The sequence below is a fragment of the Escherichia coli DSM 30083 = JCM 1649 = ATCC 11775 genome, from assembly GCF_003697165.2.
GTDB classification, from domain to species: domain Bacteria; phylum Pseudomonadota; class Gammaproteobacteria; order Enterobacterales; family Enterobacteriaceae; genus Escherichia; species Escherichia coli.
The window spans coordinates 1,562,920-1,584,051 of sequence record NZ_CP033092.2 but is presented as its reverse complement, the minus strand read 5'-3'; the positions used below and the strand labels follow the sequence as shown (position 1 = coordinate 1,584,051).

Sequence of the window (21,132 nt, the reverse complement as noted above, 5' to 3'; positions counted from 1 at the left end):
TTTTTACCAGCGTGGAATATCAGTCTTCACATCGGCATTTTGCGCCCGCTGCCGTAGCAGGTGATCCATTAAAACGATCGCCAGCATCGCTTCTGCGATCGGCACCGCGCGGATCCCAACACAAGGATCGTGACGGCCTTTGGTGATCATCTCAACTTCTTCGCCAAAGCGGTTAATAGTGCGCCCCGGCACGGTAATGCTGGAGGTCGGTTTCAGCGCCATATGGGCAATGATTTTCTGCCCGCTGCTGATACCACCAAGAATGCCGCCCGCATGGTTGCTCTGGAAACCGTCTTTGGTGATTTCGTCGCGGTTCTGGCTGCCACGCAGCGCTACCACGTCAAAACCATCACCAATTTCCACACCTTTCACCGCGTTAATGCTCATTAGCGCATGGGCGATGTCGGCATCCAGGCGGTCAAAGACCGGCTCGCCAAGTCCGGCGGGTACGCCACTGGCAACGACGGTGACTTTCGCACCAATAGAGTCGCCTTCTTTTTTCAGCGCGCGCATCAGTTCATCTAACGCGTCGATTTTGTCCGGGTCCGGGCAGAAGAATGGATTTTGCTCGACCTGAGACCAGTCTTTGATTTCCAGCGGAATGTCGCCCATCTGGGTCAGGCAACCGCGAATCTCAATGCCAAATTTCTCGGCGAGATATTTTTTTGCAATCGCCCCTGCCGCCACGCGCATGGCGGTTTCACGGGCGGAAGAACGTCCACCGCCGCGATAATCGCGCAGGCCGTATTTTTGTTCATAGGTGTAATCGGCATGACCTGGACGGAAAACGTCCTTAATCGCACTATAATCCTGAGAACGCTGGTCGGTATTTTCGATCAACAATCCGATGCTGGTGCCAGTAGTAACACCTTCAAAAACACCGGAGAGAATTTTGACCTGATCCGGCTCGCGGCGCTGGGTGGTATAGCGCGATGTCCCAGGGCGACGACGATCAAGGTCATGTTGCAGGTCCGCTTCCGTCAGCGGAATGCCTGGCGGAACACCATCGACGATGCAGCCGAGCGCCAGCCCGTGCGATTCGCCGAAGGTGGTTACGCGAAAGAGTTGTCCAATTGTGTTTCCAGCCATCACGGCTCCGTTATTGTTGTGTTTGCGTGTTTACTTAATCTTTATAAATCGCGAAATGTTCTCGTGCGGCAATAAGCTGCTCTTTGGTGAGCATAAACACACCATCGCCGCCGTTATCAAACTCCAGCCAGGTGAACGGAACATCCGGATATTGTTCCATAAGATGTACCATGCTGTTGCCCACTTCACAAATCAGCACGCCATCATCAGCGAGGTAATCTGCCGCGTTACCGAGAATGCGACGCGTCAGTTTCAGGCCGTCGGTGCCAGATGCCAGACCGAGTTCCGGCTCGTGGCGGTATTCGTTTGGCAGGTCGGACATATCTTCCGCATCGACGTACGGCGGGTTGGTGACGATCAGGTCGTACTGCACTTTCGGCAAGTCACGGAACAAGTCGGAACGAATCGGAATGACGTTGTGGATCAAACCGTGTTCTTCGATGTTCTGTTCAGCAACCGCCAGCGCGTCTGGAGAGATGTCCACCGCGTCGACTTCCGCTTCCGGGAAGGCATAAGCACAGGCAATGGCGATGCAGCCGCTACCGGTACACATATCTAAAATATGCTGCGGTTGCTTGCTGATGAGTCCGGCAAATTTATTGTTGATCAGTTCACCAATCGGCGAGCGCGGCACCAGCACGCGTTCATCGACGTAAAATTCATGGCCGCAGAACCAGGCTTTGTTGGTCAGGTAAGCCACCGGAATGCGCTCGTTGACGCGGCGGATCACGCGCTCAACAATACGGTGTTTTTCGCTGGAGGTCAGACGCGCGGTGCGCATGTCTTCCGGAATATCCAGCGGCAGGTAGAGCGAAGGCAACACCAGTTGCACGGCTTCATCCCACGGGTTATCGGTGCCGTGGCCGTACCAGATATTCGCCGCGCTGAAGCGGCTCACCGACCAGCGCAACATGTCCTGAATGGTTTGCAGCTCATTTACTGCTTCATCAACGAAAATTTTATCCACGTATTCCTCCAGGGCATGATCGCAATAATTTCGGCGGCTAGTTTGCCATGAAGATGACGATAAATCAGCATTCACGCGCGGTGAGTGAGGAAAAATACGTTTAAAACGATCGATTGTGCTACGAGTCGGGTAAACTGTAGGAAAATTAGAAATAGAGACAGTTAAATGAAAAAGAAAACAACACTTAGCGAGGAGGACCAGGCGCTGTTTCGCCAGTTGATGGCGGGGACTCGCAAGATTAAGCAGGACACGATTGTCCATCGACCACAACGCAAGAAAATCAGCGAAGTACCGGTGAAACGGTTGATTCAGGAGCAGGCCGATGCCAGCCATTATTTTTCCGATGAGTTTCAGCCGTTATTGAATACCGAAGGTCCGGTGAAATATGTTCGCCCGGATGTAAGCCATTTTGAGGCGAAGAAGTTGCGACGCGGTGATTATTCGCCGGAATTGTTTTTGGATTTACACGGTCTGACGCAGTTGCAAGCCAAGCAGGAGTTAGGCGCATTGATTGCAGCCTGCCGCCGTGAACATGTGTTTTGTGCCTGCGTGATGCATGGGCACGGGAAGCATATTTTGAAGCAGCAAACGCCACTGTGGCTGGCGCAACATCCGCATGTGATGGCATTTCACCAGGCACCAAAAGAGTATGGTGGCGATGCGGCTTTGTTGGTGCTGATTGAAGTGGAAGAGTGGTTGCCGCCGGAATTACCCTGAATATTAAAAGGTGGATGAGTCGGGCCATTTAGCCTTGGATACTGGCGTCTCAACCCTGGCAATAATGAACGTAATAATCGGGCATTAATTGAAAAACGTAAGCAGCTTTCCGACAGCCTTCTGTGGGCTAATGGCATTGCCCCTTCAGAGGGGCTTGAGGATGACGACCTGCTGCAAGCGCTTATCGACGAATTACTCACCCTCGTCGACGGTTATCTGGCACCTTTCGCTCCTGTGGTGGCGAATATTCTAAAAAACTGGATGACCGCATGACATAACGGACAACGGGGCCAGATGGCCCCGTTGTGTGGTGTATACGCTACAGCTCGTTGAGCGTGTACTGGAAGCGGCAGGTGGAATCAATCGGCTGGCGGCTGCTGGTATCGACACGCACTACCATGTCGTGCAGTTGCTTGTCAGTGATGGGATGCTGGTTGGGTGTGACCGTCACTTTCGAACTGTCACAGCCGGAGGTGGAGAAGGTGATCATTTGCGCCACAAAGCGGCAGTATGCACCTCGATCGTCCATCACTCTGCCGTCACAGAGCTTGCCGCTTTCCATCAAGAAGGTGGGCAGCGTTTTCTCAATCGTTCCGCCCGTCGATTGCAACGACAGCACTTTCGAATGGGCAACATAATCTTCACTCCACGAAATATCATAAGTGGCAACGGAGACAGGACATGACGAGTTATGCACTTTTGGCCCCACATATGGGGTCGGTACATCATACGGGAGAACACTATCAGTGTATGTTGAAACTAACCATGGGCACCCTTGTACAGGTCCATCGTGATACACGCTAAGGACCATATTCTCACAAATCCAATTCGTCCTACTCGATAAAGCATCATATGCTTCAAGTCCAACACAATTGGATTTTGCTACCTCATAGCCATCATCAACTGTCAACTCAGGTGCAGTCGTGTTACCGCTCCAACTGACTAAATCTAACTTTTCTGTTTGAAGCATACGACTGTGTTGCTTGTACACGCCATAGGCAACGCCTTCTGGCGTCAGAATTTCAAGATAGTAATGAATCTGGGTTGTAACAGCAGAAAATCCTATCGGAGTCACCAATGTTGCAATTTTCTTCGCCGCCAGCCCACCAGTACTTGAAAAGATCAGGACGAGTAAACAGGCCCAAAAACGCAGTATTTTCATCTTAAATGTACTCAAACGTTGCGGTTAAAAAAGCGGTAAATTCACCCATCGTCACTTCCCGGCCGCTTTTCGCCTGGAGCCAGGCATTAAAATTCAGATTGTTATTGCCGTTACTCAGCACAAAGGTCGCGCCGCTGGTATTGTTAATCGGCACCGGTGTTCCATCGGTTTTTTCCATGCCAATTCCGACACCTTGCGCCGCCGAAGATGCATCCAGCGCCAGAAAACCGGGCTGTTCACTGTCTTCTGTACCGGTCAGCGTCACCCGGACTTCATACTGAGCTGGCCCTTTGCAATCTTTGAGCTGAAACACCACTGGCACCCGCGCCGACTGCCCGGTCACCATCAGGTCTTTACGGCTGATGGTGGGAAAATGCACCTCCGCCAGCGTTTCGCCCTGGACCACCAGCGTGCAGGATTTACTGAGTAAATTGCCGTAGAAATGCAGGTTGTCAGCCGCCTGAACATGGGGCGTCAGCAGCACCGTCGCCAGTACAGCCGCGCAGAGAGATATCCGTTTTAGGTTCATTGGTAATCCACCTGTAATGTTGCGTAGGCAGAAAAGGTTCCGTCGCTGAGCGCCGCATCATTGGCTTTCACCGGCACAGCTTGCAGCGTTGGCGGAGTTGACGGGTCAATTTTCAACGGTGTTCCCAGCTTAAACGGCTGGCCGTTTTGCTGTAGCTCAATCCCCAGGCCGCTAACGTCCGTTTCAATGGCGGAATCATCATAAGGGGTTTGGCTGCCCGTCCAGGTCAGGCTCATCTCCCAGGCGTCGTCGCGCACATCGGGGTCACATGTGATGGTGTAAGGCACATCCTGACGGAAATTATCGCCGTTAATGTTGTCGATAATGACGTTGCGAAACTCAACTTCGATCGTCTTACCATCGCTGATAGTACAGGCGGGTGGCGAAACCAGCGTGCCGTGAAAAGTAACGTCGTTAATCGCGGCCTGCGCCAGGCCAGCAAAACCGTAAAGTAAGCACCATGCGAGTCGTTTCATTGGTAGTCCACCACCATGGTCATGGTCGCGTTAAACTCCGATGCCATCAGTTCCACACCGCTCTGCTTCACCGGAACGGCTTCGAAGTCTGGCTGAGTATTGATGTTGAACGGCAGCCAGCTACTGTTACCCACTGCCACCAGCGAATGGTCAGCGGCATTCTGAATACGAATGCCAAAACCGCTGATTCCAGTACTCAGCACCGTTTCGCCGTTGATGGTCGTGGTGGTGGCCTGAAGCTGCATTTGCAGGTCGTCGCTGACACTGTTTGAGCAGTTCAGGGTGTAGCCCACTGGCTGACGGTAGTTGGCACCATCAATGCTTTTAATAATCACATTGCCGAACTCCACCGCGCTTCCCTTTACCGAACAGGGCGGCGGTCCATCCACCAGCACGCGCAACGTCAGATTGACGATTTTGCCGCCCGCCATTGCCGGGAAAACGGTCACGCCACAGGCCAGCAATAGCGCGGCAGATCCGGTCAGAAAGAACGCTTTCATGTTGCTTCTCCCGTTATCAACCTTTGCTGCTTTGATCTTCATCCACCTTGCAGGTGTTCCCTTCACAACGGAAGATCAGCGGCATGCGCGCGCCGTAGTCATTGATATAGGTCAGCACCGGGGCGCTCGCCATTTTTGCCTTTAACGGTTGTGACGTTTTCGGTGGCATCACCAGCGGTTTAAACCCGGCGGCAGTCAGCCCTTTCTTCTGTGTGCTGGCATCGCTGATGATGACGTGGTACGGCGTCGGGTTATTGACGGTATAGTCCTGGCCACTGCGCGTGAGTGTGACCTTAAACTGCCACGGTCTTCTCATGTCAATCTTCTCCAGCGCCTTTGGTCGCCAGAACAGCTTGATGCGCGTTTGCAGCGCAATTTGCAGGGTGTTGGCTTTCCCGGACTTTGGCGGGATCTCACGCACGTTGTAGTAGAACAGGCTTTCTCGGTCGGACGGCAGCGTGTGAATGTCCGGCAGCGCCTGAATCTTCACCTGGCCGTTCATCATAGCGTCAATACGCTGCACAGGCGGCAGCACCGCCAGCGGCGAAGTGATTTTGTTGCCCTTCTCGTCTTCCAGCCAGCTTTGCGCCAGGTAAGGCAGCTTTTCGGTGTTGTTACGCAACGTCACGCTGATCGATTTATCGCTTTCGTTAAACACCAGACGGGTGCGATCCGGGGTGACCGATGCATGCGCCGTCAGGCTGGCGGTGGTAAGCAGTGCCATCAGCGCTGTGCTGACGAGCATTGGACAGGATAATTTATAAGACATTGATCGTTCCTTAATCAGATTATTGAGTTGCTGAAATTGACGTCGGCGCTTCCGTTGGTGTGACTTGCCGCGTCTGGTCCTGAATAACAGGCTTAATTTCTGGCGCTGAAGAATCAGGGGCTGCCGTTCCCTTTTGTTCACACGGCAACAACAGGCCGCTGAACAAATCGGCAGGTAGCGGCTTCGGCAATACGATCTCGCATTGTGCGCTGCCTTCCCAGAACACCATCATATGCTCGCCCGCATTGACCCCCGCCAGATAGACATTGCCTTCATCATCCACAATGCCAACCTGCTGCTGCTCGTCATTTTTCACTTCCGCGCCAAACGGCGGGTAGCTACCGTCACGCAACCTCAGTACCGCCATCGCTTTTTGCCCGCTGATCACTTTGAATTTGCGATAGCCGATTGCGCCTTCCGTCAGGGTTGCCTGCACCACCGACTGGGTGGCTTCCGCATCTTCCGGCAAGTTGTTTAAATCGATATACGCCTGATTGCGATAGTAGTTGTTAATATCGGCGACCACCGCCTTGCCAAACATATTGGTGTACACCGGCGCGCCGTTGCTTTCGACCGGCACGTTGGCAATCCCGTCGGCGTCAATCAGCAGGCGCGTGCCGCCCATGTTCTGGGTACGGTGCAGGGCCCCACCATGCGCGGTCAGCGTTGCCCCGCCCTGTAAGGCGATCCCCGCCGAACGGTATTCCCCTTCATGGTAGTTGGCGCTGAGATCAACCTTCGCCAGCGAACCGTCGTGGCTCAGATAACCATCCACGCTGCCGTGCTGCTCGCTGGTGCCAACGTTAACCTGGTAGTGCGTTGCGTCATCGACGCGCTTAAAGTAACCGACCTGGCTGCTGTCCGATCCGCTGCCGTAGGAACCGTTGTAGGTCACGGTGCTGCTGTCGCTCCACGGAATGCTCATACTGAGGTACATCCCCTTATCCGCATTATCGTCATATTCGTAGCGATAGCCGGTCACCGAGATGCTCATGTTGCGAATGCTCCCCATATTAAAATAGTGGGAAAACATCAGGTTATAGTTTGTCTGTTCCGGGCGATCCCAGTAAGTACGATGGGAGTAGTTGAGATAGATCGAAACACCCGCAGCGGCAAAGTTCTGGTTATAGGTGATCGTATACATCTCTTTGTCGTTACCGGTCCGCGCCATGTCCGACTGGTTCGCGTCCAGATACTCGCTCATGGTCATGAAGTTCTTTTCAGAAAAACGGTAGCCTGCAAAGGTGACGCGGCTGTTGAGTTCGTCAAAGTCTTTGGCATAGCTCACGCGAAAGGAGTTGCCGTCCAGTTTTCCTTTGCCGTATGCGCTGTCATGATCCAGGTTGACGTGCGAGTGAGTCACATCGAACGCCAGCGCGCCAAACTGTGCGAGGTCGCGCCCCACCCCCATCGCCGCCGACTGATAGTGTTTATCTGCCAGCGCACCACCGTAGAGCGACCAGCCATCTGCCACCCCCCATGACGCTTCTCCGCCGGAGAAAAAGCCGCCTTCGGTCTTGTGGTTCCAGTCTTCCGGACGCCCCATCATCACTTTGTAACGCACCTGCCCCTGGCGCGTGAGGAATGGCATAGATGCGGTGGTAACGTCATATTCCTGCACCTGACCATTCTGTTCTTCAACGCGGACGTGCAGTGTGCCGGAGACGGAGTCGCCGATATCCTGAATGCGGAATGGCCCGGCGGGAACCTGGGTTTCGTAAAGTACCCGGCCCATCTGGCTAATGGTGACTTTTGCACTGCTGTGCGCCACGCCGGAGACATCCGGCGCATAGCCGCGCAGGTTGGGCGGCAGCATCTGGTCATCGGTGCTGACGCTGCTGCCGATATAGTTAAAGCCGTCGAAAATATCGGAATTGAGATAATCTTCCCCCAGCGACAGCTTCGCTTTTAAAGAGGGTAAGGCCCGCCAGGCGTAATAACGGCTCCAGTCCCAGTTTTTGCTCGTTGTACTGTTACTGCTGTCATCGTCGTCATCGTTGCTGCGGGTGTGCTGATAATCACTTTGCCAGTCTGCACGGAAACGCCATGCCCCCAGGTTCGCCCCAACGGTACCGTTGCCGCTGATATCATGTGAGTCCTCGCCCCCCTGCTCCTGGTGGCGAGTTTGCGCATTGAGGCTGTAGTCGGCAATCAGGCCAGGAATACCGTCGTCCCAACGTGAGGGAGGGTCCCAGTCGCTGCTGGTATATTCGAGGTAAGCCTGTGGCACTGTCAGCAGCAACGCCGACTGGCTTAAATCATTCTCGACTTCCATCCCGTCTAATTGACCTGGTTTAAGGCATTCATCGTTGTGCGTCCACTGCAGGCTTTTTGCTATCCCTTCTTTCAGCCCCAGCGCCGCCACTAACTCAGGTGTCAGGCAGGCATAGTTTTTTGTTGGATCGTTTTCAGAGACGTACCAGTTAATGTCGTATTCATCAGAAAGGGGTTGTTTATTTATAAATACACGTAAATTATATTTACCCGCGTCGACATACCCTTTTTTTGAAAACTTACCGAGATCAATTTTCGTATCGCCCTTTAACTCAAGGAAACGGGGGTCAAATTGAATTGAATCATCAGCCCATGCATTGACTGATCCACCAGAGATTGCCAGCGCAATATAGCAGGCGATTCCCCGCAGCCGAAAATTTGAGTGATTAGGCATACACATATCCGTTTGTGAAACAGTCGTAAATCTGTTGCGTGTTGAATAACCCCACAGCAGAGATAGGTAATCTGGAATGTGGTCAGGGTTTCGAACTGGCCGAGATCCGGCGCATCGGTTTCACCCACCAGCCAGGCTTTAAAGTTCAGCGTTTGCTTGTCTTTACCCTTGCTGGTTGAAGTATCCATCACGATTGGCTGAACAATCTTTTCGCCCACTTTATAACCTTTGCCATGGGTATCGCCGATTACCAGGCTCACGTGGTTCATGGCAACACCGCTGTCAACATTGAATAACGCATAGTTATCCGTGTTGGCTGGCCCCGCGTAGTTAGTGCCGGTGAACGTGGTCTCCATGTTTGTTTCAGTGGTAAACACGCAATCCTGTAAACGGATCTGGAAATCTTTCGGTGTGGTAGTGCCACCGCCGGTCAGTTTAGCCGCACCGATGTCACCCATATCGACTTCCAGTTTGTGATCGTCTGGAACGATAGAGCACGGGGAGTCTTCAATGGTGCCGTAGAAGCGCGCGGTACCGTTGTTGCCTGCTGCAAAAGCAGAACTGGAAACAACTGCGCCCATGACCATCGCCGCAGCAATGGCTGTTTTGGCAAACTTACTCATTATTTGTCCTTAAATCATTAAGAGTTATAATATAAGCACCTGACATAAAATTAATATATATTATGCCCGATATTTATAGTTAGCCATTGAACATATACACTCCAATATAATCATAGAATGTAAACAAGTATTCTCTGGTGTGTCTGTATGTTGGTCTTATCTATAAAAAAACTCAATTTAGTAATACTTAAACACTTTATGTAGATTTTATTAATTAATACATCTACAAAATACTTTCACCACTTTCCAACAAAAAAACATGCGAATTATCAACAAAAAACAAACCATTATAATCAACAAAAATGAATTGCTTATAAAGCACACTAAAAAAATTATAATGACCTTACCATTATTTATTGCTAAAATTTAATATTAATTAAATCAATAAATATATATTCAAGACACAAAACCATTATCTTCTTTATTTTATTACGGGATTCAATAATGGGAAAATATAATAACTATCGAGAGTTGTTAAATATTAACAACATTTAGACAAGAAAAAGAATGATTGTATGACGGAGAAACTGCCCGGTGTACGCGCACGTAACCGGGCATTGATTGCTTAAATTGCTTTTGCCATCTTCAAATTACAAGGGCTCATTTGCCAGTTGAATTGGCCTTTTCCGCTTTCATCAAGCGTTACGCTGGCAATCGCTGAAGTGGTAAACATAGGCGGCGTTTCGCCCGGACATAACTCGGCAACCAGATACCCAACTAACGGTAAGTGGGAGATCACCAGTACCGAAGCAACACCTTCATTGGTCAACGCCTGCAAATAGGCACCGACCAGACCAACATCGCCGCAGGGCGTTAACTCCGGCAGAACTTCTGCACTGGAAGGCAGGTTCAGACAATCCCCTACTTCTTCCAGTGTTTGCTCGGCTCGCAGGAACGGGCTCACCAGAACGCGTTCGATTTCCACTTTTTGACCTTTCAGCCAGTTCGCCATCAGGCGAGATTCGTCACAACCGTTAGTGGTCAGAGGACGAACCGAATCACTGGCGGCATCGAGGGCTGCGTCGCCGTGACGCATGATAAAAACTTGCATATTGCACCGCTTTTGTTAACCAGATTCGCCCGTTTTCTTTCATCTGAAACCAGAGAAAGAAAACGGTGGCCGGCATTGTGCCTTATCCATTCACCGAATGAAACGCTGTTTTTTACCTCAATGGCGTAAGTATAGTCAATATGCGTTTACATTTTGAGCAAAACTCCGCCATTCAGCGCGGATTCATATAACTTTGACCTTCTTATTGCAGGTCAGTTGCAGTTGTTTTCCAAAAACTTTCCCCACGCTCGCTCATCTCAACTAAACGATCGCAAGGGGTAAAACGGGAACCATACTGCGTGGCCAGTCGTTGCATTATTGCAACCACTTCGCCTGCGCCGAGAGAATCGATATAGCGGAACGGTCCACCGAGAAATGGCGGAAAACCAATGCCAAATACCGCGCCTATATCCCCGTCACGCACGCTACGGATAACCTGCTCGTCCAGACAACGTACTGCTTCATTCAGCATCAACATCACACACCGTTCAGCAACCTGCGGTGCGGAGAGTCGCCCCTGCCCTTGTGCGCCAATGAGCGGGTAAATGGCGGGATCGACCTGTTTTTTGCTTTTACACCCTTTCTGACCATAAAGATAGAAACCCCGACCATTTTTTCTGCCTTTGCGATCGTCGTTCAAAATTGAAGAAACAACATTTGCAGGCGCGCTAAAACGTTCTCCATAAGCGGCTTCCAGTACAGGCATAATTTTAGTCCCGGTGTCGATTCCTACCTCATCCAAAAGTTGGATTGGGCCTACCGGAAAACCAAATTTCACTAGCGCGGCATCGATATGCTCAATACGCTCGCCTTCGGTCAACATGCGGATAGCTTCATTGATGTAAGGCGCTAAGATGCGATTGACGTAAAACCCGGCTTTGTCACGCACGACAATTGGCGTTTTGCCCTGTTTTTTCGCCAGTTTTACCGTGGTGGCGATGGTTTGCGCCGATGTACTCGCATGAGGAATAATCTCCACCAGCGGCATTTTTTCCACCGGACTGAAGAAATGCAGGCCAATAACTTGCTCAGGTCGCGCGGCGTGAGCGGCGATATCGCCAATCGGTAAAGATGACGTGTTCGAAGCAAAGATGGTATGAGTAGCGCAATTTTGCTCCACTTCCGCCACCATCTGTTGTTTTAATTCGAGATTTTCAAACACCGCTTCAATAATCAGATCGCGATGGGCAAAGCCGCAATAGTCCGTCGTTCCGGAGATTAATGCCAGCTGTTTGTCACGTTCGCTGGCTTTGAGATGACGACGGCGAACTTTGCCCTCAAGCTGATCCCAACTGTACTTCAGCGCATGATTTATGCCCCGCGGGTTGATATCTTTAATTCTGACCGGAAGCCCCGCTTTACAAGCAGTGACATAAGCAATACCGCCGCCCATCAAGCCACCACCTAGAATCCCCACGCTGTTTAATGGCGCAGGCGGCGCATCACTGCCGGGATCTTTCTTCACGTCCGTACTGGCAAAAAAGATATTGCGCAGCGCCTGCGATTGCGGCGTCATCGCCAGTTCGCCAAACGCCCGTGCTTCAGCGTCATAGCCGCTGCTGGTGCCCTGCGCTAATCCCGTTTCGACAACCTCCAGGATGCGTTCTGTCGCCGGATAGTTACCTTGCGTTTTGTGTTCTGTTTTCTTACCGACCATTTTGAACAGCAGCGCACGACCTAACGGCCCCGCCAGAATACGCTCGCGTACAGGTAGAGGGCGTGAAGATGGGCGATCCTGCTTTGCCAGCTCAACAGCGGCTTCCAGCAATATGGAGTGCGGAACGACGTCATCCACCAACCCCAACTTTACCGCCTGTTTCGCCCGAAGTTGTTTTCCGGTGAGGATCATCTCTAATGCTGTGCTGACACCTATCAGGCGCGGTAAACGCTGGGTACCGCCTGAACCGGGTAACAATCCAAGTTGTACTTCAGGCAAACCGAGCACCGTTTTAGGATCGTCAGTACAAACACGACCGTGGCACGCCAGCGCCAACTCCAGCCCGCCGCCCAGGCAAGCGCCATGAATAGCCGCGATAACCGGAATGGGCAAAGCATGAATCTCCGCCATTAACTGTTGCCCCTGCCGCGCCAGTACTTCCGCTTCTTGCGCCGTTTTGCAGTTGCCGATCATGTTGATGTCTGCGCCAGCAATGAAGTTGTCTGGTTTCGCGGAGACAAACACCACGCCACGCAACTCTTTGTTTTCACGGATTTGCTTAATAATGGCGCGTACCTGCGAGGCAAATTCCGCCTTGAGGGTATTCATTTTCTCACCCGGTACGTCGATGGTGATGATAGCAATGTTGTCCAGACGAACATTAAGAGTAAACGCTGATGCCATTTCCATTATTCCGCCTCCAGAACCATTGCTGCGCCAAGCCCACCCGCAGCACAGGCGGTCACTAAACCAAATCCACCGCCACGACGGCGAAGTTCATGCAATGTCTGGGTAATCATCCGCGCGCCGGTCGCTGCGAAGGGATGCCCATAAGCAATCGAACCGCCAAGCACGTTAAATTTGCTCTCGTCCACTTCGCCAGTGGCATGTGCACGCCCCAGTACGTCGCGAGCAAAACGTTCGCTACCCAGCAACTGAATATTGGCCAGCGTCTGGGCGGCAAAGGCTTCGTGCATATCGATCAATGTCAGATCGCCCATCGTCAATCCGGCACGTTCCAGCGCCAGCGGTGTTGACCAGGCTGGACCGAGCAACATGTCCTGCCAGACATCTATCGCAGTAAATGCGTAGCTGCGCAGATACCCCAGCGGTACCAGCCCTAATTCTTTCGCCCGGGATTCAGTCATCAGGATCACCGCTGCCGCGCCATCGGTCAGCGGCGTACTGTTTGCCGCCGTTACCGTCCCGTGTTTACGATCAAACGCCGGACGCAGCTTTGCGTAATCAGCAAGAGAGGAATTACCGCGAATATTGTTGTCTTCGACAAGCGGTTGTTTATAAGGGGGGATAAAGGCAGTCATCACCTCTTCTTTGAGTTTACCTTCTGACCACGCCTGAGCGGCACGCTGATGCGAACGGTGCGCCAGTGCATCTTGCTGTTCTCGGGTGATGCCGTAGGTTTTCGCCATTTGCTCTGCGGTGTCCCCCATCCGTAATCCAGTGGAGTATTCCGCCACTGCCGGAGGCACCGGCATTAAGTCACGCAAACGTAAGCGAGAAAAAAGTTTCAGGCGCTGGCTCATTGTGCGGGCTTTGTTGACATCAACCAGTACGCGCGCCAGTTTTTTACTGACGCCAATTGGCAATACGGAAGAGGAATCTGCCCCACCGGCAATCCCCGCTCGAATAGTTCCCGCCATCAGGCTTTCTGCGACGTTTGCAACCGCCTGGAAACTGGTAGCGCAAGCGCGGCTAACGCTGTAAGCATCGGTATGCACATTCATTCCAGTGCCAAGAACAATTTCACGGGCAATGTTGGGCGCTTCCGGCATTTGCACAACCTGACCGAAGACCAGTTGTTCAATCACTTCAGCGGGGATCTCGGTGCGTGCCAGCAGTTCGCCTACCACCATCTTCCCTAAATCAACCGCGGGAATGCCATGAAAAGCCGTCGCCTGTCGGGCAAAAGGCGTACGTAAACCGCTAACAATGGCGATACGATCGCCCTGGCGGGTAACCAGCGGTAAAACCTGACCCATAACACTCCCCTGTAAAAAAATAAATAAAGTGGTCTGACCTGATCATAGTCTTAACCATTTTTTTACATTTAGCCAAGTGGAGAAAAGGGAAAGTGGGAGCTATGACACAGAGAGAAAAGAAGAAGAGAAAAGAAAACGCCCCTGCCAGCAACTGACAGGGGCGTATGTACCCGAGAGGAATTAACGCAGACCCAGCTGGAAGATCAGCATTTCAGCTTCGCAGGCAAAAGTGAAATCGATATCCAGGCGCACACCGTCAGACTCTTCAGTGAAAGTCGGGGTGATTTTGCACGGTTCGGATTCCACGCTACGGGCTTTTTCAGTCAGCGCCGCCAGCGTTTGTTCTGCTTCTGCGCGGTTTGCAAACACACGGCTGTAAGACGCGGTGCAGTCGGAGTTGTCCATAATGGTGCCAACATCCATACAGCAGCAAACCGGGGTTTCATCAGCACTACATTTACTCATCGTTGATTTCCTCTGTATGTGCACCCAAGGTGCCAGATAAACGTTGTGGATATTTTACGCTTCCGGAAAGTGCTGCTCCAGTTGTTAATTCTGCAAAATCGGATAAGTGACCGAAATCACACTTAAAAATGATCTAAAACAAAATTCACCCGAATCCATGAGTGCGCCACCTCCCAATTTTGCCAGCTGGATCGCGTTTCTTAGATCATATATGAAAAAAGATAGAAACATACTTGCAACATTCCAGCTGGTCCGACCTATACTCTCGCCACTGGTCTGATTTCTAAGATGTACCTCAGACCCTACACTTCGCGCTCCTGTTACAGCACGTAACATAGTTTGTATAAAAATAAATCATTGAGGTTATGGTCATGAGCCAGAAAACCCTGTTTACAAAGTCTGCTCTCGCAGTCGCAGTGGCACTTATCTCCACCCAGGCCTGGTCGGCAGGCTTTCAGTTAAACGAATTTTCTTCCTCTGGCCTGGGCCGGGCTTATTCAGGGGAAGGTGCAATTGCCGATGATGCAGGTAACGTTAGCCGTAACCCCGCATTGATTACCATGTTTGACCGCCCGACATTTTCTGCGGGTGCGGTTTATATTGATCCGGATGTAAATATCAGCGGAACGTCTCCGTCTGGTCGTAGCCTGAAAGCCGATAACATCGCGCCTACGGCATGGGTTCCGAACATGCACTTTGTTGCACCGATTAACGACCAATTTGGTTGGGGGGCTTCAATTACCTCTAACTATGGTCTGGCGACAGAGTTTAACGATACTTATGCAGGCGGTTCTGTCGGTGGTACCACCGACCTCGAAACCATGAACCTGAACTTAAGCGGTGCATATCGCTTAAATAATGCATGGAGCTTTGGTCTTGGTTTCAACGCCGTCTACGCTCGCGCGAAAATTGAACGTTTCGCAGGCGATCTGGGGCAACTGGTGGCTGGTCAGATTAGGCAATCTCCTGCTTGGCTGACTCCTCAGGGGCAAGCATTAGCAGCTACCGCCAACGGCATCGACAGTAATACCAAAATCGCTCACCTGAACGGTAACCAGTGGGGCTTTGGCTGGAACGCCGGTATCCTGTATGAACTGGATAAAAACAACCGCTACGCATTGACCTACCGCTCTGAAGTGAAAATTGACTTCAAGGGTAACTACAGCAGCGATCTTAACCCGGCTTTTAATAACTACGGTTTGCCAATTCCTACCGCGACAGGTGGCGCAACGCAGTCAGGTTATCTGACGCTGAACCTGCCTGAAATGTGGGAAGTGTCGGGTTATAACCGTGTTGCTCCGCAGTGGGCAATTCACTATAGCCTGGCTTACACCAGCTGGAGTCAGTTCCAGCAGCTGAAAGCGACCTCAACGAGTGGCGACACGCTGTTCCAGAAACATGAAGGCTTTAAAGATGCTTACCGCATCGCGTTGGGTACCACTTATTACTACGATGATAACTGGACCTTCCGTACCGGTATCGCCTTTGATGACAGCCCAGTTCCGGCACAGAATCGTTCTATCTCCATTCCGGACCAGGACCGTTTCTGGCTGAGTGCAGGTACGACTTACGCATTTAATAAAGACGCTTCAGTCGACGTTGGTGTTTCTTATATGCACGGTCAGAGCGTGAAAATTAACGAAGGCCCATATCAGTTCGAGTCTGAAGGTAAAGCCTGGCTGTTCGGTACTAACTTTAACTACGCGTTCTGATAACGCGTTAGCTTAATAAGAAAAAAGGTGAGTTTTGCGACTCACCTTTTTTGTTTCTTATTCAGAATCGATATCTTTTAAATCATCCTGAATCGCTTGCGCGTTCGGATTTTCCTGCGGTTTGAGTTCACCGCCATTAGCGATGAAATCATGACGCTGGAAGTACGCTTCACGCACCATAATATAAGGATCGGAGGACTGACGCAGCAGACCGTCGGAATCCAACAACTGCGCACGAGTTTCTATCCCTTCAAGCGTCCATTTACCCACAGACATCGGCCAGGTCAGCCAGGAAAGAACCGGGTAAAGACTATCCGCCATATCACCACCGTCATCACGCAGCGTGAAGCTACCGTAGAACGGTAATTGAACGTACGGCCCATAACCCACACCATAATGACCAAGCGTACTACCGAAGCGGTGAGGTTCAGTCCGTTGCAGTTTCGGGTTCGCCATCCCTGCAACATCAATAAAGCCGCCCATTCCCAAAATGGTATTCAGGAAAAAGCGGGTAAAGTGGACCATCCCCTGATAAGGGTCGCCCTGCAAGAAGTAGTTAACCATCACCGCAGGTTCTTCAAGGTTGCCGGTAAAGTTGCTCAAACCGTTACGCGCAGGTTGCGGAACATAATCACGCCAGGCGACAGCGACCGGTCGAACAATATACGGGTCTAATACATTGAAGTTGAAGTTGTACATAGTGCGGTTAAACCCTTCTAACGGGTCAGAACGCCCTTGCTGATCTGTACCGGAACTCGCACACCCCACCAGAAGCGTAGTTCCCAGAGCAAGCGCCGACAGGCGAAGCTTCATAAATGTCTCCCTGTTTTTTTATGGCTTATGCAGTTTGCCATCCATGACGGAACGATACCGTATCCGCCTGTTTAGGTGTGGGCGATTGTAACAGCACGTAAACTGATGTCCAGACGCCCTGATTTGCTGATTTGATCATAGCCTGGTAATCGCCGCCCTGTAGGCTACTTGATTCAATAGCAACAGAAAAAGGCAAACGCGGCCTTTTCTACATTTTCAGAGTAACTCCCGCCAGTTGCGAGCAAAAAAGCCGCTACGCTTTAGCTATACGTGCTAATTCAAGAGAAGAGACCATGGACAACGACAAAATTGATCAACACAGCGACGAAATTGAAGTTGAGAGCGAAGAAAAAGAGCGCGGTAAAAAAATAGAAATAGATGAAGACCGACTCCCCTCCCGGGCGATGGCAATTCATGAGCATATCCGCCAGGATGGTGAAAAAGAGCTGGAACGCGACGCAATGGCGCTACTGTGGTCAGCCATTGCGGCGGGCCTGTCGATGGGCGCTTCGCTACTGGCAAAAGGGATATTTCATGTCGAACTGGAAGGCGTGCCGGGCAGTTTCTTGCTGGAGAATCTCGGTTATACCTTTGGTTTTATTATCGTCATAATGGCCCGCCAGCAATTATTTACCGAAAACACCGTAACTGCGGTACTACCCGTCATGCAAAAACCGACAATGAGCAACGTCGGCTTACTTATGCGGTTATGGGGCATCGTGCTGCTGGGTAATATTCTCGGGACAGGTATTGCTGCGTGGGCATTTGAATATATGCCTATCTTCAATGAAGAAACTCGCGATGCATTTGTCAAAATCGGCATGGATGTGATGAAGAACACCCCCAGCGAGATGTTTGCCAACGCGATCATTTCCGGCTGGCTGATCGCCACTATGGTATGGATGTTTCCTGCAGCGGGTGCGGCAAAGATTGTGGTGATTATATTGATGACCTGGCTTATTGCCCTGGGTGACACCACCCACATCGTTGTCGGTTCTGTTGAAATCCTCTATCTGGTGTTTAACGGCACGCTGCACTGGAGCGATTTCATCTGGCCCTTTGCACTACCTACTTTAGCGGGGAACATCTGCGGCGGCACCTTTATCTTTGCGTTAATGAGTCATGCACAGATTCGTAACGACATGAGCAACAAGCGCAAAGCAGAAGCACGTCAAAAAGCAGAACGTGCGGAAAACATTAAGAAAAATGATAAAAACCCGGCATAAATGGCGAGGGTTTAAGCAGTCGAGCGGCTGTGTACTTACCCCGTAGTCCATTAGCGGGTATACTCATGCCGCATTGTCCTCTTAGTTAAATGGATATAACGAGCCCCTCCTAAGGGCTAATTGCAGGTTCGATTCCTGCAGGGGACACCATTTATCAGTTCGCTCCCATCCGTACCAGTCCGCAAAATCCCCTGAATATCAAGCCTTCCGTAGATTCACAGTTCGTCATGGTTCGCTTCAGATCGTTGACAGCCGCACTACATGACGGGTAAAAAGTGGATAAAATAATTTTACCCACCGGATTTTTACCCATGCTCACCGTTAAGCAGATTGAAGCAGCAAAGCCGAAAGAAAAACCATACCGCCTACTCGATGGTAATGGCCTGTACCTTTATGTCCCTGTATCAGGGAAAAAGGTATGGCAGCTTCGCTACAAGATTGACGGTAAGGAGAAAATCCTGACCGTCGGAAAATATCCACTTATGACTTTGCAGGAGGCAAGAGATAAAGCATGGACCGCGAGGAAAGACATCTCGGTTGGCATCGATCCGGTAAAAGCGAAAAAGGCTTCGTCTAACAACAATTCCTTTAGTGCGATTTACAAGGAATGGTACGAGCACAAGAAGCAAGTCTGGTCAGTAGGCTATGCAACTGAACTTGCAAAAATGTTTGATGACGACATTTTACCTATCATCGGCGGCCTTGAAATTCAGGATATTGAGCCGATGCAACTGCTGGAAGTAATCCGCAGATTTGAAGATCGCGGTGCAATGGAGCGAGCCAACAAAGCCCGCAGAAGATGCGGCGAGGTTTTCCGTTACGCTATTGTCACTGGTAGGGCTAAATATAACCCGGCACCTGACCTTGCTGACGCCATGAAGGGATACCGCAAGAAGAACTTCCCGTTTCTTCCTGCAGACCAGATCCCTGCATTCAACAAAGCACTGGCAACATTTTCAGGAAGTATCGTATCGCTCATTGCGACCAAAGTTTTACGCTACACAGCCCTAAGAACGAAAGAGCTTCGTTCCATGCTATGGAAGAACGTCGATTTTGAAAACAGGATTATCACCATCGACGCCAGTGTGATGAAGGGACGCAAAATTCATGTGGTCCCGATGTCAGACCAGGTGGTTGAACTTCTCACTACGCTAAGCTCCATCACCAAACCAGTATCAGAGTTTGTTTTTGCCGGGCGCAACGATAAGAAGAAGCCAATCTGCGAGAACGCGGTTCTACTTGTGATCAAACAAATCGGCTATGAGGGTCTAGAAAGCGGTCACGGATTCAGGCATGAATTCAGCACGATTATGAACGAGCACGAATGGCCTGCTGACGCTATTGAAGTGCAACTGGCACATGCCAACGGCGGATCTGTGCGCGGTATTTACAACCATGCTCAGTATCTCGATAAGCGCAGAGAAATGATGCAGTGGTGGGCGGATTGGCTTGATGAGAAGGTAGAGTGATCCGCCTTAACAACTATCGAAGAGCACAAAGCCTTGTGTGTCTCATAGGCTATGAAACAATCATTTTACATGGTTACTTCACTACTTCCGCACAATATGATATCGTTCACAATCTAAAAACATTAATAATTTATCCATTACCGCGGTTAATGCCCGTCGCTTCCAACGGGCTTTTTTGTAAATTATATTTTTATTACCTTATATTAATATTGGTAATATGTCTGCATGATGTTTTATATTTATTGCGTGAGCTTCGCATGATAGCTGGAGCATCTCTTGTCATCACTAATTAGCTCCGCTTTATCCGTTCTTGCCCATATTATATTTCTTTTTATTATTTTTGCTGGATTACCGGCTGCTGCACACATAGATGGCACATCTTTAGTTACAATACTCCCATACCCAATGACAGATCCGCTTCCAACAGATACTCCTTTCATTATAGAGACATTTCTCCCTACCCATACGTAACTAGATATAATGATATCTTTTGCCCAATTAATCCTTTTTTTGCTATGAATATCAAATATAGGATGCCCATCTGATGCACGCAAAATAACATCTCTTGCTATCATGCAGTCATGGCCAATTGTAACATTGCACTTATCAGTGACGACTTCAAAACCTGCACCTATTGTCGTTCTTCTACCGATAATAACTTTTGAACCTTTTGTTGCGACAATATCACCTTTAATCTTACTGTTTTTATGTATTCTTACGTAATTATTATCACCCCTAAATATTACGGTAAGCCATCGACACTCAACATCATCTTCTATAATAAGTTTGTTATTGTTTCCATTGAACTGAACTTTATTCTCTTTGCTATTTACAAGATCTCCACATACAAAAACATTACCTGACCCATTATCATCAACGGAAAACGAGTCTTGAGTCTTGAGTCTTGAGTCTTGAGTCTTGAGTCTTGAGTCTTGAGTCTTGAGTCTTGAGTCTTGAGTCTTGAGTCTTGAGTCTTGAGTCTTGAGTCTTGAGTCTTGAGTCTTGAGTCTTGAGTCTTGAGTCTTGAGTCTTGAGTCTTGAGTCTTGAGTCTTGAGTCTTGAGTCTTGAGTCTTGAGTCTTGAGTCTTGAGTCTTAACATATTAGTATCCTACGTTATTTTACCACTAGTTACTTTTCTTGTCATTAAAAAGCATTTAAATTTTTATATTTAATTTCGTTGACGTCAATGTTTTTTGCCAATGTACTTACTTCTTTATGTGATCAGTTCATATTTTTGA

General features: G+C 50.1%; 18 protein-coding genes, 1 tRNA gene and 1 pseudogene. 5 read left to right on the top strand and 15 right to left on the bottom strand.

All coding sequences use genetic code 11. The annotated features are described in order from the left end of the window. Positions 1–3 precede the first annotated feature (3 nt). Positions 4–1,089, bottom strand: a complete 1,086-nt coding sequence (gene aroC / locus EAS44_RS08670; protein WP_001331783.1) for a chorismate synthase — start codon at positions 1,087–1,089, stop codon at positions 4–6. Between the two features lie 34 nt (positions 1,090–1,123). After that, entirely contained in the window at positions 1,124–2,056 is a 933-nt protein-coding gene (prmB, locus tag EAS44_RS08665; RefSeq protein ID WP_001298774.1) for a 50S ribosomal protein L3 N(5)-glutamine methyltransferase, read from the bottom strand. 165 nt (positions 2,057–2,221) lie between these two features. Between prmB and smrB the strand changes: the two genes are divergently transcribed. Then, complete coding sequence (smrB, locus tag EAS44_RS08660; protein WP_000730806.1) at positions 2,222–2,773, top strand: endonuclease SmrB; 552 nt, start codon at positions 2,222–2,224, stop codon at positions 2,771–2,773. 319 nt (positions 2,774–3,092) lie between these two features. Here smrB and EAS44_RS08650 read toward each other — a convergent pair whose 3' ends face one another. From EAS44_RS08650 to yfcZ, 11 genes and pseudogenes are all read right to left on the bottom strand, one after another. Continuing rightward, positions 3,093–3,935: a StfH/YfcO family fimbrial adhesin gene (locus tag EAS44_RS08650; protein WP_001350713.1), complete on the bottom strand. Its 843-nt coding sequence runs from the start codon at positions 3,933–3,935 to the stop codon at positions 3,093–3,095. Position 3,936: 1 nt separating this feature from the next. Beyond that, a complete protein-coding gene (locus tag EAS44_RS08645) occupies positions 3,937–4,464 on the bottom strand; it encodes a fimbrial protein (protein ID WP_001050125.1) in 528 nt (175 codons plus the stop codon). Then, positions 4,461–4,940: a fimbrial protein gene (locus EAS44_RS08640; protein WP_000824843.1), complete on the bottom strand. Its 480-nt coding sequence runs from the start codon at positions 4,938–4,940 to the stop codon at positions 4,461–4,463. Before EAS44_RS08640 ends, EAS44_RS08645 begins: the two co-directional genes overlap by 4 nt. After that, positions 4,937–5,440 carry a fimbrial protein gene (locus EAS44_RS08635; protein ID WP_000642895.1) on the bottom strand — a complete coding sequence of 168 codons (504 nt, stop codon included), beginning with the start codon at positions 5,438–5,440 and terminating at the stop codon, positions 4,937–4,939. The genes EAS44_RS08640 and EAS44_RS08635 overlap by 4 nt, the downstream gene beginning before the upstream one ends. A 16-nt stretch (positions 5,441–5,456) precedes the next feature. Further along, positions 5,457–6,209 carry a fimbria/pilus periplasmic chaperone gene (locus EAS44_RS08630; protein ID WP_000120670.1) on the bottom strand — a complete coding sequence of 251 codons (753 nt, stop codon included), beginning with the start codon at positions 6,207–6,209 and terminating at the stop codon, positions 5,457–5,459. Between the two features lie 19 nt (positions 6,210–6,228). Next, on the bottom strand, positions 6,229–8,877 hold the full coding sequence (locus EAS44_RS08625) for a fimbrial biogenesis outer membrane usher protein (protein ID WP_001447287.1): 2,649 nt from the start codon (positions 8,875–8,877) through the stop codon (positions 6,229–6,231). Between the two features lie 59 nt (positions 8,878–8,936). After that, positions 8,937–9,500 (bottom strand): annotated as a pseudogene (locus EAS44_RS08620) (fimbrial protein); the annotation flags it as partial. A gap of 565 nt (positions 9,501–10,065) precedes the next feature. Next, a complete protein-coding gene (sixA, locus tag EAS44_RS08615; RefSeq protein ID WP_001195816.1) occupies positions 10,066–10,551 on the bottom strand; it encodes a phosphohistidine phosphatase SixA in 486 nt (161 codons plus the stop codon). Between the two features lie 202 nt (positions 10,552–10,753). Next, positions 10,754–12,898 (bottom strand): fatty acid oxidation complex subunit alpha FadJ, encoded by a 2,145-nt coding sequence (fadJ, locus tag EAS44_RS08610; protein ID WP_000425007.1) that lies wholly within the window; start codon positions 12,896–12,898, stop codon positions 10,754–10,756. Further along, the gene (gene fadI, locus EAS44_RS08605) at positions 12,898–14,208 is read right to left on the bottom strand and encodes an acetyl-CoA C-acyltransferase FadI (protein WP_000531977.1); all 1,311 of its coding nucleotides are present in this window, start codon (positions 14,206–14,208) and stop codon (positions 12,898–12,900) included. Before fadI ends, fadJ begins: the two co-directional genes overlap by 1 nt. 180 nt (positions 14,209–14,388) lie before the next feature. Further along, complete coding sequence (yfcZ, locus tag EAS44_RS08600; RefSeq protein ID WP_001296261.1) at positions 14,389–14,673, bottom strand: YfcZ/YiiS family protein; 285 nt, start codon at positions 14,671–14,673, stop codon at positions 14,389–14,391. A gap of 371 nt (positions 14,674–15,044) precedes the next feature. Here yfcZ and fadL point away from each other — a divergent pair, with 371 nt between their 5' ends. Further along, the gene (gene fadL / locus EAS44_RS08595; RefSeq protein WP_001350714.1) at positions 15,045–16,385 is read left to right on the top strand and encodes a long-chain fatty acid transporter FadL; all 1,341 of its coding nucleotides are present in this window, start codon (positions 15,045–15,047) and stop codon (positions 16,383–16,385) included. 57 nt (positions 16,386–16,442) lie between these two features. Here fadL and mlaA read toward each other — a convergent pair whose 3' ends face one another. Then, a complete protein-coding gene (gene mlaA / locus EAS44_RS08590; protein WP_000776774.1) occupies positions 16,443–17,198 on the bottom strand; it encodes a phospholipid-binding lipoprotein MlaA in 756 nt (251 codons plus the stop codon). Positions 17,199–17,491: 293 nt separating this feature from the next. Here mlaA and yfdC point away from each other — a divergent pair, with 293 nt between their 5' ends. From yfdC to intS, 3 genes are all read left to right on the top strand, one after another. Next, complete coding sequence (yfdC, locus tag EAS44_RS08585; RefSeq protein ID WP_000368123.1) at positions 17,492–18,424, top strand: formate/nitrite transporter family protein; 933 nt, start codon at positions 17,492–17,494, stop codon at positions 18,422–18,424. Positions 18,425–18,499: 75 nt separating this feature from the next. Then, positions 18,500–18,574, top strand: a tRNA-Arg gene (locus EAS44_RS08580). 161 nt (positions 18,575–18,735) lie between these two features. Then, positions 18,736–19,893 (top strand): prophage integrase IntS, encoded by a 1,158-nt coding sequence (gene intS / locus EAS44_RS08575; protein WP_000958671.1) that lies wholly within the window; start codon positions 18,736–18,738, stop codon positions 19,891–19,893. Between the two features lie 239 nt (positions 19,894–20,132). On the opposite strand, the gene EAS44_RS08570 is transcribed toward intS, so the two are convergent. Then, positions 20,133–20,993, bottom strand: coding sequence for an acyltransferase (locus EAS44_RS08570; RefSeq protein ID WP_231710226.1), 861 nt, complete (start codon positions 20,991–20,993; stop codon positions 20,133–20,135). Between the last annotated feature and the right edge of the window lie 139 nt (positions 20,994–21,132).